Annotated in this window: 13 protein-coding genes and 1 pseudogene; 11 read left to right on the top strand and 3 right to left on the bottom strand. The window is 60.3% G+C overall.

The features are described from left to right. Window positions 1–72: 72 nt before the first annotated feature. A complete protein-coding gene (locus ACT7DV_RS07675; RefSeq protein ID WP_444661642.1) occupies window positions 73–2,370 on the bottom strand; it encodes a sigma-70 family RNA polymerase sigma factor in 2,298 nt (765 codons plus the stop codon). 1,044 nt (window positions 2,371–3,414) lie between these two features. Here ACT7DV_RS07675 and ACT7DV_RS07670 point away from each other — a divergent pair. The 4 genes from ACT7DV_RS07670 to ACT7DV_RS07655 are packed head-to-tail and all read left to right on the top strand — an operon-like array spanning window position 3,415 to window position 7,710. After that, the gene (locus ACT7DV_RS07670; protein WP_444661641.1) at window positions 3,415–4,185 is read left to right on the top strand and encodes a PIG-L deacetylase family protein; all 771 of its coding nucleotides are present in this window, start codon (window positions 3,415–3,417) and stop codon (window positions 4,183–4,185) included. Then, the gene (locus ACT7DV_RS07665; RefSeq protein ID WP_444661640.1) at window positions 4,185–5,102 is read left to right on the top strand and encodes an ATP-grasp domain-containing protein; all 918 of its coding nucleotides are present in this window, start codon (window positions 4,185–4,187) and stop codon (window positions 5,100–5,102) included. Before ACT7DV_RS07670 ends, ACT7DV_RS07665 begins: the two co-directional genes overlap by 1 nt. Beyond that, the gene (locus ACT7DV_RS07660) at window positions 5,099–6,472 is read left to right on the top strand and encodes a glycosyltransferase (RefSeq protein WP_444661639.1); all 1,374 of its coding nucleotides are present in this window, start codon (window positions 5,099–5,101) and stop codon (window positions 6,470–6,472) included. The genes ACT7DV_RS07665 and ACT7DV_RS07660 overlap by 4 nt, the downstream gene beginning before the upstream one ends. Then, a complete protein-coding gene (locus tag ACT7DV_RS07655; RefSeq protein ID WP_444661638.1) occupies window positions 6,469–7,710 on the top strand; it encodes a hypothetical protein in 1,242 nt (413 codons plus the stop codon). Before ACT7DV_RS07660 ends, ACT7DV_RS07655 begins: the two co-directional genes overlap by 4 nt. Window positions 7,711–7,739: 29 nt before the next feature. On the opposite strand, the gene ACT7DV_RS07650 is transcribed toward ACT7DV_RS07655, so the two are convergent. Continuing rightward, window positions 7,740–8,150 (bottom strand): VOC family protein, encoded by a 411-nt coding sequence (locus ACT7DV_RS07650; RefSeq protein WP_444661637.1) that lies wholly within the window; start codon window positions 8,148–8,150, stop codon window positions 7,740–7,742. A 213-nt stretch (window positions 8,151–8,363) separates the two neighbouring features. Between ACT7DV_RS07650 and ACT7DV_RS07645 the strand changes: the two genes are divergently transcribed. From ACT7DV_RS07645 to ACT7DV_RS07620, 6 genes are all read left to right on the top strand, one after another. Then, window positions 8,364–9,407: a fatty acid desaturase family protein gene (locus tag ACT7DV_RS07645; RefSeq protein WP_444661636.1), complete on the top strand. Its 1,044-nt coding sequence runs from the start codon at window positions 8,364–8,366 to the stop codon at window positions 9,405–9,407. 60 nt (window positions 9,408–9,467) lie between these two features. Beyond that, a complete protein-coding gene (locus ACT7DV_RS07640; protein WP_444661635.1) occupies window positions 9,468–9,722 on the top strand; it encodes a ferredoxin in 255 nt (84 codons plus the stop codon). Between the two features lie 94 nt (window positions 9,723–9,816). Next, entirely contained in the window at window positions 9,817–10,506 is a 690-nt protein-coding gene (locus ACT7DV_RS07635) for an ATP-binding cassette domain-containing protein (RefSeq protein ID WP_444661634.1), read from the top strand. Continuing rightward, the gene (locus tag ACT7DV_RS07630; RefSeq protein ID WP_444661633.1) at window positions 10,503–11,174 is read left to right on the top strand and encodes an ATP-binding cassette domain-containing protein; all 672 of its coding nucleotides are present in this window, start codon (window positions 10,503–10,505) and stop codon (window positions 11,172–11,174) included. The genes ACT7DV_RS07635 and ACT7DV_RS07630 overlap by 4 nt, the downstream gene beginning before the upstream one ends. Window positions 11,175–11,216: 42 nt before the next feature. Further along, window positions 11,217–12,737, top strand: coding sequence for an ABC transporter substrate-binding protein (locus ACT7DV_RS07625; protein ID WP_444661632.1), 1,521 nt, complete (start codon window positions 11,217–11,219; stop codon window positions 12,735–12,737). A gap of 16 nt (window positions 12,738–12,753) precedes the next feature. After that, window positions 12,754–14,601, top strand: coding sequence for an ABC transporter permease subunit (locus ACT7DV_RS07620; RefSeq protein WP_444661631.1), 1,848 nt, complete (start codon window positions 12,754–12,756; stop codon window positions 14,599–14,601). A 380-nt stretch (window positions 14,602–14,981) separates the two neighbouring features. On the opposite strand, the pseudogene ACT7DV_RS07615 reads toward ACT7DV_RS07620, so the two are convergent. Further along, a pseudogene (locus ACT7DV_RS07615) lies at window positions 14,982–15,182 on the bottom strand (urease accessory protein UreG); the annotation flags it as partial. Window positions 15,183–15,586: 404 nt separating this feature from the next. Between ACT7DV_RS07615 and ACT7DV_RS07610 the strand changes: the two are divergent. Next, entirely contained in the window at window positions 15,587–16,660 is a 1,074-nt protein-coding gene (locus ACT7DV_RS07610) for an urea transporter (protein ID WP_444661630.1), read from the top strand. Window positions 16,661–16,800 lie beyond the last annotated feature (140 nt).

Below are 16,800 nucleotides of genomic sequence, written 5' to 3'. Positions count from 1 at the left end.
TGCCGCCTCACAGCCGCAGATAAAGCTATTGCCCAGGATCCGGTAGATCCTGGGCAATAGCTTTATCTGCGGCTAGCGCATGCGGAACGAAGTGCTCGACTCAGGACTATCAGGGAAATCGAAACTGATAGTGCGCCACTTGTTCGTTTGCAAAGTCGTCACAGACATCTGCATCGGGCCGGCACACGAAAGCTTGAGCGAGTGAAGTCCCGTCATGCTCCAGCTGCACTGCCCCGAAACATCCACCACGTCATAAGCCAGGTTTTTCATCCCAATGTTGACAATGTAATGCTGGGCATCATCTGATGGAGTGATATCGAAGGTGTACGTCGGCAGATACGGATGGCCGTCTCTGCTCATAGCCACGGCAAACGATTCTTGCGACCCAATGCTCGGGGATTCCGTCGGTTCTGAACTTGGCTCCGGCGTTGGCGCAAGAGTCGGTTCAATGGTCGGTGTTGGTTCAACAGTGGGCTCTGGCGTTTGAGTCGGTTCAACAGTAGGTTCCGGCGTCGGCTCTGCAGTCGGTTCCGGCGTCGGCTCCACGGTTGGCTCAGGGCTCGGTTCAACAGTAGGTTCCGGCGTCGGCTCCACGGTTGGCTCAGGGCTCGGTTCAACAGTAGGTTCCGGCGTCGGCTCCACGGTTGGCTCAGGGCTCGGTTCAACAGTAGGTTCCGGCGTCGGCTCCACGGTTGGCTCAGGGCTCGGTTCAACAGTAGGTTCCGGCGTCGGCTCCACGGTTGGCTCAGGGCTCGGTTCAACAGTAGGTTCCGGCGTCGGCTCTGCAGTAGGCGTTTCACTAACCCCAGGCGTTGGCTCAACAGTCGGCTCCACGGTTGGCTCAGGGCTAGGCTCTTCCGTCGGAATTTCAGATTCGACTGACGTTGGTCCGACAGTCGGCCCGACGCTCGGCTCGCTCGTCGTCAAACTAGGCGCAGGCTGCGAGGAAACTTCAGGAACAGGCTCGGCTGAAGGCTCCACCGTCTGAGTCGCTGAAACCTCAGCGCTAACCTCGCCGCTTGGTTCTGTTTCTGGATTAGAACTCTCGCTTGGATCCACGGCATTGACCGTTGGAGTCTGGGATACTGCAATCGTCGAGGATGGCCCCGAGGACGGTTCTGTCGATAGTTCCAGGTCTGGAACTTGCGCGAAAACGCTTGGCTCCGGCGGGACAAACTCCTGCTCGGGCACTGGATCAACAAACCCAGGAGTATGAGCAAGATACTCCGACGGCGAAGGGTCCAAAGTCGGCACAGGCTGGGACAGCGTGGATCGATCAAAATCATCCGCTGATTGAGTGCTTTCAGGAACGAGCACTTCAGATGCCGGACCAGGATAGTATTCGTTTGCGCTCGCAGGTGGTATCGGCTTAGGGTCCGCACTCTTAAAAGCATTAGGAAAAATGCCTGCCGCAGCAGCGATAGCAGTCGTGGCCAACAAGCCAACACCCACGGATGATGCCAACACCCCACCGCTGGTTACGCCAACGCCAACGGCATTTGCGGTTCCACCAGCAGTAGCGCCAGCACCAGCTGTCGCTACTGCTCCCACACTTCCGGCGCCTGCGATACCGCCTGCCGCTGGCACGCCAAGTGCAGTGGTGCCACCAACCACCAACGGCAAGATAAAGATGCGTAGGCTGGTGCCGACCTCGGTGAGTTCCGAGAAGACTTCGGTGCACTCAGCGCAAGTCTTCAAATGCTGCTTGACTGCTTTTTCGTCTTTGCTCTTAATGGTTCCTCGAACCAGCGAGGGCAAGTGTTTTCTGACTTCCGCACACTCTTGCGGAAGCCCGGAAAGCACCTTCATATGCGCCGTGAGATAAGCCTGGCGTAGCCCTTCCCTCGCACGGATGGTCAAGGCCGAAACTGCATTAGGCGATATCCCGAGAATCGGAGCGATTTCACGTGGAGCAAGTCCCTCAACCTCGACATACCAAAGCGCCATCCTCCAGCGTTCAGGCAAGGACTTAAACGCGTTGATGATAAATGATGATTCGGCCCGCTCCATCACATCGTCGGCATACGCGTCCCGCAAATGAAACTCTTTGAGATCATCGACGACAATCTGCTTCGACGCAGCCTTATTTCTGGCGAAGGCGCAACGCGATACAGCGGTCAGCAAATAGGCGCGGAAAAATTCTTGGGGTCCCGAGCCACGTTCGATGGCTTGGAAGACCTTCAAAAATGCTTCCGAAACAATGTCTTCTGCCTCAGACGAAGTGTCGGTATGACGATAGGCGACAGCCAGCGCAACCTGCTTATGGCGTCGATAAAGATGCGCTTGAGATTCTCTATCTCCCCCGCGAATCCCTCGGATTAAGTGTGCATCGCTGAGTTCAGCGAAAATCTCTCCCGAATCTATGGTCATAGCGCCCCCAAAACGTCTACGGCATTCAGCTGGCCATCACGTTCCTGGCCATCTGCATCATTCCCCAAATTTGCGACCCACACAACGTCCACGGCCAAGATCCCACCCTTAGCCCCCTTGCCTCGAGCCACCGACAGGGTCACGCCGCGTGTATCGACAGTAAAGGACGATTCCACACGAACATCGTCGCTAAGTCCCGCTGCTTGATTTCCTGCTCGCATTTCATCTCCCTTGCATGTTCTTCCACGCCACTTCAGTGGCTACCTGGCCGCGCATTTCCAGCACTGAAGTTGCGCGTTGCACTTCGCGCAGTCTCGTGCGTACATATTTTTAGACCACAGAATTCGACGATCGTGACGCTGCTTTCGAAAAAACTTTATTTTTCTTTTCCCGCTTCCCGCGGGCACAGATCTGCGTTCTAGCCATCATCTCAAGGAATTACTTCCATAGTAGAAATTGTGAGGAAAAGCTCTGCTCGCTGCTCGCGGGTCACACCGACCCCTACCGACCCTGCAAAAAATATCCCCGCTAACGTGAGAAAAGTGTGATCCAGGCGACCCTGACGCTGCACTGAAGATGGGGTGCAGCAATCAGAAAATTCTCGGGAATCTTCAAAGTGTCGATTGACCTGATTCTTTATGAGGAAAAGCCAAACCACCCTGAACACTCAAGGAATTTTCTTCATATCCCCGCGTCACGATTCGCGCCACACGCTGTCTACAAGATATATCCATCACTCGCAGAGAACGGATAAATCTGAGGTATCGAAGTGGCATTGGAACGCGGGGGCAATTCCAATGCCACGTCCACCTCTGGCTGATGTGCGCTCCACATCAGACGCAAGATTTATCGCTCCTTCGTTGACGGATTTGCATTCGGAAGTCCAAGAAGGAGAGCAATATGCAAGCGACCATCAGTGTCTTCGCGCTACTCGTTTCAATCACGGGTATTTCGACGGCTCTTAGCCGTTGGGGCAGGCGTTGGCTAGCACGTGATTTTGCAAACCACCGGCTGATCTTGATCATTTGGGTGGCAGGAAACTTCGTGTTGCTTGTCTCAGTCATCGGCTATCTCTCCGTGCCCGAGAACGCAGAACTTTGGGCAGGATTCGCCATCATCACCGCCATCTGGCTCTTCATTTTTTCAATGGTGAGCATCTTCTTGCAGAGACGTCCGGCACGAAGCGAAAACCCCAAACGGTTCCTCGCCGTTGGCGCACACCCCGACGATGTTGAATTGGCATGCGGCGCGACCATTGCCAAACTCGTTGATTCCGGACATGAGGTGCGCATCATTGTGATGTCCCAAGGAGAAAACGGCGGCAACGCGCCACGACGAATCCGCGAAGCACAACGCGGAGCCGCTTATCTCGGGGCGCAATCCCACTCAGTCCAGGACTTCTGTGACACCCGCCTCTCGGAAAGCTCCAACGAGATGGTGGCAGCAATCGAACAGGAACTTGCACTTTTTAAGCCTGATGTTGTCCTCACGCACTCCGCCACCGACATCCACCAGGACCACGAAGCAGTACACCGCGCGGTGATGCGCGCAGGGCGAAAGCTCCCCTCCATCCTCTGCTTCGAAAGCCCCTCGGTAGGTCAAGACTTCTCGCCAAAATTCTTTGTTGATGTAGAGAAGTACACCGATGTCAAGGTCGAGGCCATCAAGCTGCATTCGGATCAACGCACCAAGCCCTACATGACTGGCACTCGCACTAAAGCCATCGCCAACTTCCGCGGAAGCCAAGTCAAGCAGAAAAGCGCCGAAGGGTTTGAAGTGATGCGTTTGGTTTCAAAGACGGTAGGAGACTTTTAATGAACATTCTTATTACCGGAGTTGGAGGGCCAGCCGGAAGCAGTTTGGCACGCCAGCTCCATGACCGTGGCCACCAAGTCATCGGGGTGGATATGAACCCGGTGGAGGACGAACATCTTGGCGTCTTCCTGCAGGTGCCCGCGGCGCGCGATGCGAGCTACGTTCACGCTCTTCGGGAGATCATCAGACAACAGGATGTTGCTCTGGTCATTCCCACAGTCAGCGAAGAACTGCCCATCCTGGCAATGGATCAGAATCGCGAACTGCTGGAATCAGCTGGGGCTGCAGTTCTGCTGTCTTCAGAAACGTCAATCCGCATCGCCGACGATAAGTACCTGACGATGCTGGTCCTCAACGATGACCACGTACCCGTACCGGATTTCGTTCGTGGCGACCTTTATGGCCGCCCCTCGGTGACAGGGTTCCTCCCCCACCAGTATGCCATCGTCAAGCCCCGAGTCTCCCGCGGTGGCCGTGGGGTGCGCCTGCTCGCTTCGTCCCAGCTGACAGATGGTTCACAAGACCTGTCGTCTTTGGATCTGGTCCAGCGTTTCGCTCCAGGGCGCGAATTCGCTCCGATGCTCTTCCGCCATCCTGACACCAAAAAAGTTGATGTGTGCGTTGTCGTGGAGAAAACAGAATTACGCGAAGGTCTCATAGGCAACGCGGTATCTGTACAGCGCTGCGAATTCAATGCCACCACAGCCCATGTGGCCCAGGTGGCTAGAGCCGCGGTAGCCAGCCTTGACCTGGTCGGGCCGGTGGATCTGGATATCCGCCTGACCGACGAGGGCCAGCCGGTGGTTCTAGAGATCAATGCGCGCTTTGGCGCCAATAGCGCGGCAGCACCGGAGTTGGTGGATTCAGTGCTTCAGTTTGCCAGTTCCCCTGTCCCGGGCAAGGTGGGCAATGCATGAGTTCAGCACTGGTCATCGTCTTTAACGCGGCGATTGCCCTCATCATCATTTTTGGAACCATCAAGTTGGCCTACATCCCACTGGCCATCTGGTTTGAAGTTCGCCGTGGATTGCTGTTTACGCGCAACGGAAAACTCACAAGGCTCCCTCCAGGGTTCCCGCATGCCGAGCAGGAATTGCGCCGGCCCCGCGGACGTTCTCGCCGGGCGGCCCGATACTTCGGGACAACCCCAAATTACCGAGTATCGGTCATCGTTCCGGCCTACAACGAGGGCGTAGTGCTGCGCGCCTGCGTTGAATCAATTGTGCGCACCAAAGGCGAGCTGGCAGAAGTCATCATCGTGGACGACGGGTCCACCGATGACACTGCGGCGGTCATGCACGAATTGGCGCAAGCCCACTCGATGGTGCGAGCCATTACCCAGCCCAATGCCGGCAAGGGAGCCGCGCTGAATCGCGGCATCAAAGAAGCCACCGGGGATGTGCTGTTGTTTGTCGATGCCGATGGCATCTTCTCACCCGTGACCATTCCATGGCTGCTCGCCGGGTTCCGCGATGCATCGGTGGGTGCAGTCTGCGGGGATGACCGGCCGGTCAATCTAGACCGAGTCCTGACCCGCATGCTCTCGGTGCTCTCCCACATGGGAACCGGCATGGTGCGCCGCTCCCTGTCTCTCCTGCATTGCCTACCGGTAGTCTCCGGAAATATCGGCGCCTTCCGTGCCGACCTGGTCCGCGAACTCGGTGGCTTCCGCACCGATACCGTGGGCGAGGATTTGGAGCTGACCTGGCGGATATACGATGCCGGTTACCGGGTCGCTTTTGAACCCCGTGCCATTGTCCTGGCCGAGTCGCCCTCCACCCTGCGAGCGCTATGGAAGCAACGCGTGCGGTGGGCGCGAGGACTGCTGCAGTCCATCAAAATTCATTGGCGGCTTCACGGCAATCCACGGGTGGGGCCTTTCGGGCCCTTCCTGCTCTTCAATTTTCTCACCATGGTTTTTGTCCCGGTAGCCCAACTCTTTGTTCTGGCCGCCTTGGCCTATCTGGTGCCATCCGGCCAGGTGTCAATCACCAACGATGATCAAACCTCGATGCTGTGGAAAGTTATTGCCATCCTCAGCTGGGCGGGCTTGGGGATCACCGTAATCTCTGTTGTCATTGGCATCATCTTGAATACCGCGTGGCGGGATTTTTTGAATCTGTGGACCTTCCCGCTATGGCCCCTCTACGCAACAGCCATGGGCATGACCATGGTGGCCGCAATTGTTCTTGAAATCCGCGGGCAGCCCGCGCAATGGAACAAGCTCCAACGCACCGGTGTAGTCTCCAGCCACGAATTCAGCGCAATTTTGGGCAGCGACGGATGATCACGGACCGGGGTTCGCGTCGTAAACGGAGGCTGTTGCTGCTCTCTGTATTGCTGCTGAGCCTGGTTAGTGTGCCGCCGTATGGGCGAACCTCGGCCGAAACCCGAATTTATCACCCGGTAGCTGCTGCCCAAGAAGAGTGCCTAAGCACGGTCCAGCGGCCAGAGAAAGAAGGTAATAACCCGGTGAAAAGCGATGCCGCCAATGCTCGTGTGGTCAATATCGGTTTCGAGGACGTCACTAGTGCGGACCCAACGCGGATTCCAGAAATCGCCGAGCAGCTTGACTCCGTCAACGCCACCGGGGTGTCCATTTCCGTGGGCCGCTTGGACTGGATCGGTTTCCCCTGGGCCGAAAACGAAGACTTGCAATCCAGCGCGGTGGAAGACACTGGACGTGACTATGTGCGCGAGGCTATCGATGCATTTATCTGCAGCGATCGCGGAGCCCGACGCACCATCTCGCTGAACATCGACACCCTCCTAGGCCGCGAGCTTGAGCAGCGCCCGGAAATCGCTGGCGTCAATGCGCAAGGAGAAGCATCAAAGAATTGGACCAGTATCTCTTCGTGGAAGTATTCCGGACTCACGGAGCGTCTCACCGAGCTCGCTTCAGAACTCGTTCAGCGTTATTCGCCAGATAGCATCAACGTCACCGAAATGATGTTTCCGTCCTACACTTTCGGTGATGCGGACCTGACTGATTTCCAAGAATTCAGCGGCATGAATAGCTGGCCTCTGCAGCCCGACGGTTTGATCGATACGGATGCCGCCGCTATCTACGAGTGGCGTAGCGATGCAGTTGGCAAGATCATGGCCGAGGTGGCCACCCAGTTGTCCGGCACCGAAGTGGAGCTGACTATGGATGTGCGCTCCCCCATTAACGGAGATTTGCGAGGTCGTCTGGACTCCGGGCAAGACTATGCCGCGCTACTGGAAATGGTTGATCGACTGAACATCTGGAATTTCCAGGGCATCGACTCCACCAGCTACTATGCTACCGATCAGCTGGCCGGCTTCTATGTGGATCAGGATTCCACGCGCTATGGCATAGAGATTGGGCTTTGGGACTCCGACGGTGCCATCAGCCCGGAAGCTTTGGAAAAAGAACTGCTGCTCGCCGAAGACTGCAACGTACCTTACGTATCCATTACGCCCACTTCGTTAATGGATCAGGGAGCGTGGGATGTCTTGCGTCGCGTTTGGGGCTCGCCTCAGACTGCCGCGAAGGGAGAATAGCGTCTTTTCCCGTCGCAGCAGGCCAATGCCTAGTGAACCGGAGGATGCTCTGCAATGCAGAAGAGATTGCCTTCTGGGTCAGCCAAGGTGGTCCACTGAACATGTTCATGCTCTTCAAGAACATCCCACTGATACGTTGCACCCAGATCGATGGCACGTTGAACTTCTTGCGCCCGTGATCCCCAAGGAACAGTGAGATCCATATGCGAATCCTGCGACTGCAGACGTGGCCCGCTGCTTGGCTGGAAAAACATTCCAAAGCCGTCTGGCCCATTTGGTGCAAGATAGAAGCTGTCACCTCCACCGGAGATTTCGTTGCCGGTCACTGCAGACCAGAAGGTCGCTTGCGCCTGTGGGTTTTCGGCGGTCATGTTGATGGCGCCGAGAGAAATCTTTAAAGAGCTCATTTCCTCACGATAACCTGCATTGCTCTCGATCACTGCCAGCCGGCCTCGATGCTTTCATGCGGGTATTGACGGCCGCCGAGGCGCTAGCCCGCACAGTCGATTCTTGATCGCTCACAATTGCCCGCCACACTGATACATCAGCTGTTAAACCTATACGTGGCAGACGGCTGAGCCTATGGTGGTCTCATAGGCCTCTGCTGTCGCCATCGGAGGTCCAAGGAAATCTCATCTTGATCGAGGCTCCCCATGAAATCCCACCGCTATGACGAAAGCTACCGTCAGCTAAGTGCCGAGGTGCATGATGCCGGCCTAGTCCGGCGCAGGTACGCCTATTATGCCGCGTCCATTCTGGGATGGATACTGGCCCTGGCGGCCATCCTGGGTGCGGTTGCCGCCCTTGGGGATACCTGGTTTCAGCTCATCGTCGCGGTACTGGCGGGCGTCGTCCTCACCCAACTTGGATTCCTGACCCATGAAGCCGCGCACCGTTCGATCTTCGCTTCGCGGGCGTGGAACGAATGGACCTCGCGGTGCATCTCCGGACTGCTGATGGGCCTGAGCTACAGCTGGTGGATGGCAAAGCACAATACCCATCATGCCCATCCGAACAAGGAGGACGCAGACCCGGATGTCCAATCGACCGTCCTGGTTCTCACTCCCGGTGCCAGCGTCCGCCGAACGGGCTTGCCCGCTGAGATTTCCCGTTTCCAGGGCTGGTTCTTCCTTCCGCTGCTGTGCTTCGAAGGGCTTAACCTGCACGTTGCTTCCTTGAAGATGCTGTTCTTCACCCCGAAGGTGAAGCACCGGCTAGTCGAACTCCTGATGATCATTGCCCGGCACGGCGCCCTGGCGTATTTCCTCTGGACGTTCTTGCCTGCGGGAAAGGCGCTGGCGTTCCTGTGCGTCCAGCTCGTGGTTTTCGGGGTGATGCTTGGTGGAGCCTTCGCGCTGAACCACATCGGAATGCCGACGGTCCCACCTGGTATCCATCTTGATTTCCTCAGACGGCAAGTTCTCATGTCCCGGAATATCACCGACGGCCCGCTGGTTCGATTCCTGATGGGCGGATTGCAGTACCAAATCGAGCACCATCTGTTTCCCGTCATCCCACGCTCCCGGCTTCCCGAGGCGCAACTACTGATCCGCCAGCAGTGCAAGCAGCTGGGCATCAAGTACACCGAAAGAACCTTGCCCCAGGCCTTCATCCACGTAGTCTCGTACCTGAACCAAGTGGGCTTGAGAACCCAAGACCCCTATGCCTGCCCTCTGGTCCAACGCTACCGCGGCTGAGCTGCCCATCCAGGAATCCCCACGCGGCCGAGACCGCACGAGAGCCCAGAGGAGCCAACAATGAAAATCAGGGTGCACGGCGCCATGTGCATCGCCTCGGGGAATTGCAGTTTAACTGCTCCACGTTCCTTCCAGAATCGCGCGGAAAATGGCGGTTTTGCAGAGCTGCTGCAGGAAGAACCAGCTCCAGGTGATGAACAGGCCGCGCTGGAGGCCGAATATCTGTGCCCGTCGGGGGCGATACAGATTGACAAGCACCGGATTCCAGCCCCAGGGACCGGGAGCGATCAGCACGGGGAACAGCCCGGTTCGTAAAAGGTGAAATGCTTGCTCCCCGCAAGGTCCCATCGCCTGCACCGGTGGCATGATTTGCACGCCACGCACAGGTTAAGTGATAATCATTCTCATTATGATTAACAAGGGGAAGCGGCCTCGCGCCCACAGCGCCACGGAACTGTTCTCATTGAACAACTGCACGCTCTGCCTGCCCGGCGCATCCCGGCCGCTGCTGGAGATCCCGAGCCTGCAGATCCGCTCCGGCGAGCGCCTGGTGATCACAGGCCCTTCGGGCAGCGGCAAATCCCTGCTGCTCTCGATGATCACCGGACGCTGGGCCGCGGAGCTGGATTACGCCGGGACTCGCACCAGCGGCTGCGAACGCATCGGCTACATACCGCAGCGAGGCCAAGACGCGCTGCATCCGCTGATGCCGCTGGACCGCCAACTGCGCAAGGCCACCGGCCGCAACGCCAAGGACGTCACTGAAACCCTCGCCTCGGTAGGCCTGGATGATCCGCAGCTATTGAAGCGCCGCCCCGCAGAGCTCTCCGGCGGCCAGGCGCAACGTGCTGCGGTGGCCTTGGCCGCACTCAGCTCGGCCCCGCTGATCCTGGCCGATGAGCCCACCAGCGCCCTGGACGAGGCTTCACGCGACAGGATCCTCGGGCTGCTGGACGCGGTGGTTTCCGCGCAGCAGGCACTGGTAGTCGTCACCCATGACCCAGAGGTCGCCGATGCCCTGGCCACACGGCGCATCGAGCTGGACTCCGGAAAGCTGCGCGAAGATCCTCGGCCCGCACTGCAGGCGGTGCCGGCATGAGCCATCCGGTGCTCGAGGCATCTTCAGTAGCGGCAATGCGCGGCACCGGCCCCAGCGCCCGGCAGGTTCTGGCCCCTCTCTCCCTGTCCATGGACGCGGGGGAATCCCTGGCCATCACCGGTGCTTCCGGTGCCGGAAAATCCACGCTGGCCGACATCATCCTGGGACTGGGCACCCCGTCCGCGGGGCAGGTGAAGGTGCTCGGTGAGCCGTGGTCGCTGCCCGGCAGGAATCTCTCGGCCCAGCGCAGGCACCTTGTCCAAGGCGTCCCGCAGGATGCCGCGGCGGCCTTCGTGCCGCGGTATTCCATACGCGCTTCCCTGCACCTGGCGCTCTCGCGCCTGGCACCGCAGGCCGATGCCGAAGAGCAAGTCGAGCGGGCTGCCCACGTGGCCCGATTCGACCCCTCCTTGCTGGACCGGCGTCCACGCGAGCTCTCCGGCGGCCAGGCACAGCGGGCGGCCTTGGCCCGCGCGCTGGTTGTTGCCCCGGCGCTGCTGGTCGCCGATGAACCCACCAGCGCCCTGGACTCCGCCACCGCGGGCGAAGTGGCAGAAAATTTGTTCACAACCGCGAAAGACACCGGCATCGCGCTGCTGCTGATCACCCATGACCTGCAGCTCGCGGCCCGCTGTACACGCCAGCTATCCATCAGCGCGCCGCGCTGAGCACCGCACCTCACCGATCCATCTGCAAGGAAACACACTTCCATGACTCGTCGCCGCAGCACCTCCCTGCCCTTCCTCCTGGTCCCGCTCGCTGCCACTTTGGCGCTGACCGGCTGCTTCTCCGCCTCCGCTGAGCCGGCCGGCAGCACCGACCGCATTTCGGTGGCCCACATGCAGCCGCCCCGCTCGGGCCTGGACCCGTTGAGCGATGACGCATTCAAGCTCTCACGCTGGTCCACCGCCGAAACCCTGGTGACCCTCAACGAATCCGGCGATGCCACCCCCGGGCTGGCCACCGCATGGGAGCGCACCAGCGACACGACCTGGGACATCACCATCCGCGAGGGCGTCAGCTTCCACAACGGCGAACCCCTGACGGCCGCGGCGGCCGCCAACTCGCTGCAGGCGGCCATTGATTCCACCCCCGTGCCGCGCATCCTCAACGGGACCGCCTTGAAAGTCGCCGTGGTCGACGAGCACACCCTGCAGATCACCACTGGCGATCCCGACCCGCTGCTGCCCCAGCGCCTTTCCAGCCCGCAGCTGGCCATCTTCGACGCTGCCGCCTACACCGATCACGGGGTCGATCCGGTGAACACCGGAACCGGCCCGTTCAAGATCACCGCGGTGGACGGCATCTCCGGGGCGACGCTGGAACGCTTCGAAGGCTATTGGGGCGAGCCGGCCGCCGCTGAGGGCATCGACGTGAAATTCGTTCCGGACGGAACGGCCCGCACCGCGGCGCTGCGCACCGGCGAGGCCGACATCGTCGAGGCCATTCCGGCTGGCCAGGCCTCCACCGTGGACCAGGAACTGCTCACCGAGGTCCCGATGCCGCGGACCAATACGCTGTACCTGAACACCAAGAAGGGCCCCTTCGCCGATCCCGCGGTGCGCGCGGCCGCCCGTGAAGCCATCGACCGCGCCGCCATCATCGGATCCGTCTACGAGGACCGCGCCGATGTCGCCGAAGGCCTGCTCGGCCCGGCACTGCCCTACGCCGCCGGGTACCGCGACGATGCCGAATACAAGGAACTGCTGGGCCACCGCGCGCAACCGGCCAAGGTCAAGGACGTCAAGATCTCGCTGGGCACCTTCACCGACCGCGCGGAGCTTCCCGAGGTGGCCGTCATCCTCGAGCAGCAGCTGGAAGCGGCCGGCTTCGAGGTCCAGCAGGATGTGCGCGAATACCAGTACATCGAGGCCGACGCCCTGGACGGCGCCTTCGACGCCTTCATCCTCTCCCGCGCCACGGTCCTGGACTCCGGTGACCCGGTGGCCTATTTCGCCTCGGACTTCACCTGCGAGGGCGGCTTCGCCATCTCCCAGCTGTGCGATGCCCAGGTCGAAAAGAGCATCACCAGCGCATCGGAAACCGAGGCCGGCACCGGCCGCCAGCGCGCCATCATGATGGCCGAAGCAAGGATCCTGGGCACCGACGCGGCCATCCCGCTGCTGCACGAGCGGGTGATCCAGGGCGAAAATGCCGCCGTATCCGGTGCTGCCCGGGATCCGCGTGAACGCGCGCTGGTCACCACGCAGACGCAGCGCGACGCCAAGTAGCCCGAAGGCACACCGCATGAAATTCCCCCGCTTCACCAGGCAGAAGACCCCGCTGGTTTCCGCCGCCTCCTATCTGCTCAGCGCACTGGTGCTGCTCCTGCTCGCCGGAGCCTTGCCCTGGCTCTCGCGCACCGATCCGGCCGCCGCAGTGCTGCGGGCGCGCTATGCGGAGCTGGAGCCGACACCGCAGGCGCTGGCCGCCATCCGCGAGCAGCTGGGGTTGGACCAGGGCCCGCTGCATTCGAGCCTGCAGTGGTGGGCCGGGGTGCTGCGCGGAGACCTGGGCTCTTCCTGGGTCAGCGGCGCACCGATCGGCCCCGGAGCCTGGCAGGCCCTGTCCGTCTCGGCCACGCTCACGGCCTTCGCCAGCGCGGTGGCCCTGCTGGTTGCACTGTGCCTGATCACCCCGGCGATGCTCAAGGTGCTGCGCGATAAGCCGCAGACCGGTTCCGGGCCGCTGGGCGTTGCACTGACCGCCCTGCCCGAATTCCTGCTGGCCAGCATCCTGCTGGTGCTGGTTGCGGTGAAGCTGGACTGGCTGCCGCCCTATGGCTGGAGTGGGCTGGAGACCGCGGTCTTACCGGCACTGGCTCTGGGCATCCCGGCCGGCGGGCTGCTGGGCCGGCTGCTGGCCGATGCCATTGCCTCGGTAGCCGGCGAGCGCTGGGTGATGATCTGGCGGATGGCCGGGGCCCGGGGAACGGTGCTGCTGGCCGGGGTGCTGCGCCGTGCGGCGGCTGGAATCATCGACCAGTTCGGCCTGGTGTTCATCGGCCTGCTGGGAGGGGCGGTGGCCGTGGAACAGGTCTTCGCCATTCCCGGGCTGGGACGCTTCCTGCTCGGCTCGGCCAATGCGCAGGATATCCCTGCGTTGCAGGCGGGATTGCTGCTGATGGCCGGTACGGCATTGCTCATTGGAATTCTGGCCACCGCCGCCCGGCGCTGGCTGCGCGGCGGCCCGCTGCCTGCCGGTGCCCTCTCCGCCCCACCGGAATTCCGCGGCAAATCCTCCTTGCTGCGCTGGACCGCGGGAATCACCTGCACCGGCCTGCTGGCCATCATGGCCTTCGGCTTGCCCCGCGACCCCTACGCGATCAGCCACCAGCGGCTGGCCGCGCCGAGCTGGGCTCTGCCTTTCGGTGCTGATGCCAGCGGACGTGACCTGCTGGGCCGGGTGGCCCATGGAACCCTGGGCACGGTGGCCCCGGCGGTGCTGATCGTGCTGTGCGCCGTGGCCATTGGCCTGCTGCTGGCCGGGCTGGGCGAGACCTCCCGCGGGCCGTCGGCGATTGCCAATGCCACCCCGCCAATTCTGGCCGGCGTCGTGATTGCCGCGCTGCTCGGGCCCTCGGTGATCGGCGCCGCCGTGGCGGTGCTGTGGGTGACCTGGCCCCCGTTGTCCGCCCATGCCGCGGCACTTATCGAGGAAGCGCGGGCCATGCCGCATATCCGCTGGCTGCCGCTGTCCGGGGTTCGCCGCGGGGAAATCTTCGTCAAGCACTTGTTGCCGGCTATCATCCCGGCCTTGCTGCGCCATGGCATGCTGCGCCTTCCCGGAGTGGCCTTGGCGCTGGCAGCGTTGGGCTTCCTGGGCCTGGGTGCACAGCCGCCCACCCCGGAATGGGGATTGCTGCTGTCCGAAGGCATCGGCTACGTCGAGCGCGCCCCCTGGACGGTCTTCGCCCCAGCACTGTCGCTGGTGCTCACCTCGGTCTGCGCGGTGGCCGTTGCGGGGATGAGCCCCTCACAGCGTGGTTCGAAGCATTCCGGACGTCCCGATTCCGGCACCACGGCGCCAGCGGTGAAGGCAGCACCTGCTGCTTCTGCACCCGCCGCTGCCGGCGCGGTGCGCAGCAACGGCTGAATTCTGGCCTGTCGGCGGTGAAGCCATTTGCAGGCCGCATGGCTGCCCCGCGCCCGCTTCGCTAAGCGCTCGTCCTTCATGAGACCGGAGCACTTTGCGACCGTGATTGCCTTGAAGCCGTCTCGCCCAGCGCACGCAGTGCTAAGCCCGGGCCCGCGAGCGCACTGATTCCGCAGTACACTCCATTAGCCGACTCAGCGGCGAGTCCACGCACGTGCTCGACCAGCTGCTGGTCTACCACCAGCATAGAAACCAAGTGACTGCCGCCTTCCAACGAATCCATGGATTCAAGCAGTGCCACTCCAATTGGTTCCAGCAACAAGTTGTCCGTGTCCAGCAGCGAGCCGCGATATCCAGGCTGATCTCTCCGGTGGCGGTGCTCACTGGGCGAGATCTGCCGTGAGGACATCGTGCTTCAGGCACGCAATAACCTGCTCCAGTCCCTGATCGGTCTTCAGATTGGTGGAGCAGAAAGGCCTGTCGCCGTGGAACTGGCGCGAGTCGGACTCCGTCACGGCCAAGTCCACCCGCCACGTGGGTGCCAGATCTGACTTGATCATGCCCTGGACAGCCTTGCGCGGAGCGACCTGAGTCACATTCCATAGCGGTTTTGTTGAACTATACGCCACCTGCATAGCATTACGATGTGTCCTGGGGCACAAAACGGCCAAACGGCTTCATGCGAAACTCGCAGTATTCAATTCATTCCAGGATTCAGCCAGTTTCTCTTGATAAGTGAAGAAAGTTGCACAGATCGATAATTAAAATGCGTCTCAAATCCAGAATTCATGACTTCCGATGAGCATTCAAAGACAAACTTTCACGACAGGCTTCAGACAAATAATGAGTCCCAATAACTCAATTGGCGCCCAGAAGTTTGGCCGGTCTCGAGTTCGGTGTTCCAGTTGAACATTGCAGTTTTCCCAGAAGCATTCGCGCCCACCAGAGTGCGTGCCTTCATAATCTGGAACCGCCCTATTTCAACATGTTCCAGCAGGAAGCAGAACTCGCTCAACTCCGGCATGGACTCAGCAATAAGCAACCTGTGCCACAACCAGCCAAAGAGCACCACTGCTCGCTTTTCTTCGGGAAGTCACCAACTATGAACGCTCCGGCCACGAGCACCTCGTTTAGCGTGTGCAAGTCAATTATTCTGGTCTACCTCTGCCCATTGAGCAGGAGCCTTGCCCAGATCTTCTTCTCGTCAAATTCGCTCACCGGTCTCCTATTCTTCGTAGCTTTTGCACTCTACGATTTAGATATGGCGCTCATGGTGATATTGGGTGCACTTGCCGCTATCTTCAGTTCAAAAGTCACCGATGGAGAAAAGAACAGCGTCGCCCTGGGCATGCAGGGATTTTGCGGGGCCCTGGTCGGCGCGGCGGCCTTCGCATCCTTGGGATCCGGCGAAGTATCGGCTCTCATCTCAGTGATTGGCGGCATCGCAACCATCCCGGTAGCGAAGGGTATCGGGCTGCTGTTCAACTTGCCAAGCCTCCGCCACTTCAATCTGCCATGTCTCACGGCACCATTCTGCACAGTCTCCGGGGTCATGCTCATTGCTACGACTAAACCCCACCAGGGGCAAGCCCCTATAGGACCCGTCAATGAGCAGTTCATCGGCTATTTCCTCCACGCTGTTCTCAGTGGCATTTCCGAAGTGGTGCTAGTGGACAGCGCCCTTACCGGAGGCATCATCCTAGCTGGACTATTCATTGCACAGTGGAAAATGGGACTCGCCGCGCTATTGGGAGCTGCTTTTGAATCCATGGCTTCGATCCTGTTGAGAGAGACAGGCACGCCGATCCATCTCGGGCTGACCGGCTGCAATGGAGTCCTCGTTGCCATCGCGCTGGGCACGGTTTTCATCGCAGGAAAATGGATTCCGTGGCTGGTGGCCCTGGGCGCATTATTCTTGCTTTTGCCTGTTAGCTCGCTCGTAGAACTGCTTGGCATCCCTACTTATACGTGGCCATTTGTTCTCACCACGTGGCTCAGCCTCGTCATTGTCAGCTTCGTTCCTGGGGTGTCCAGAACGCGGGAACAACCTGTGGCATAGCCGGTGCACGACTGGAAGAGTGCGAAGCAGGCGATCAGCAACCTCCGGCGGCGGCTTCGAGCCAACGGGCAGCCCAGTGCATGCCGTTCACTTGGCATTGAGCCAGGTTTGGGGCGGGAAAACGCTTGTGGATCATCGGC

This window comes from Glutamicibacter sp. TV12E (genome assembly GCF_052441935.1).
GTDB lineage: Bacteria > Actinomycetota > Actinomycetes > Actinomycetales > Micrococcaceae > Glutamicibacter.
This window is presented reverse-complemented; position numbering and strand designations above follow the sequence as displayed.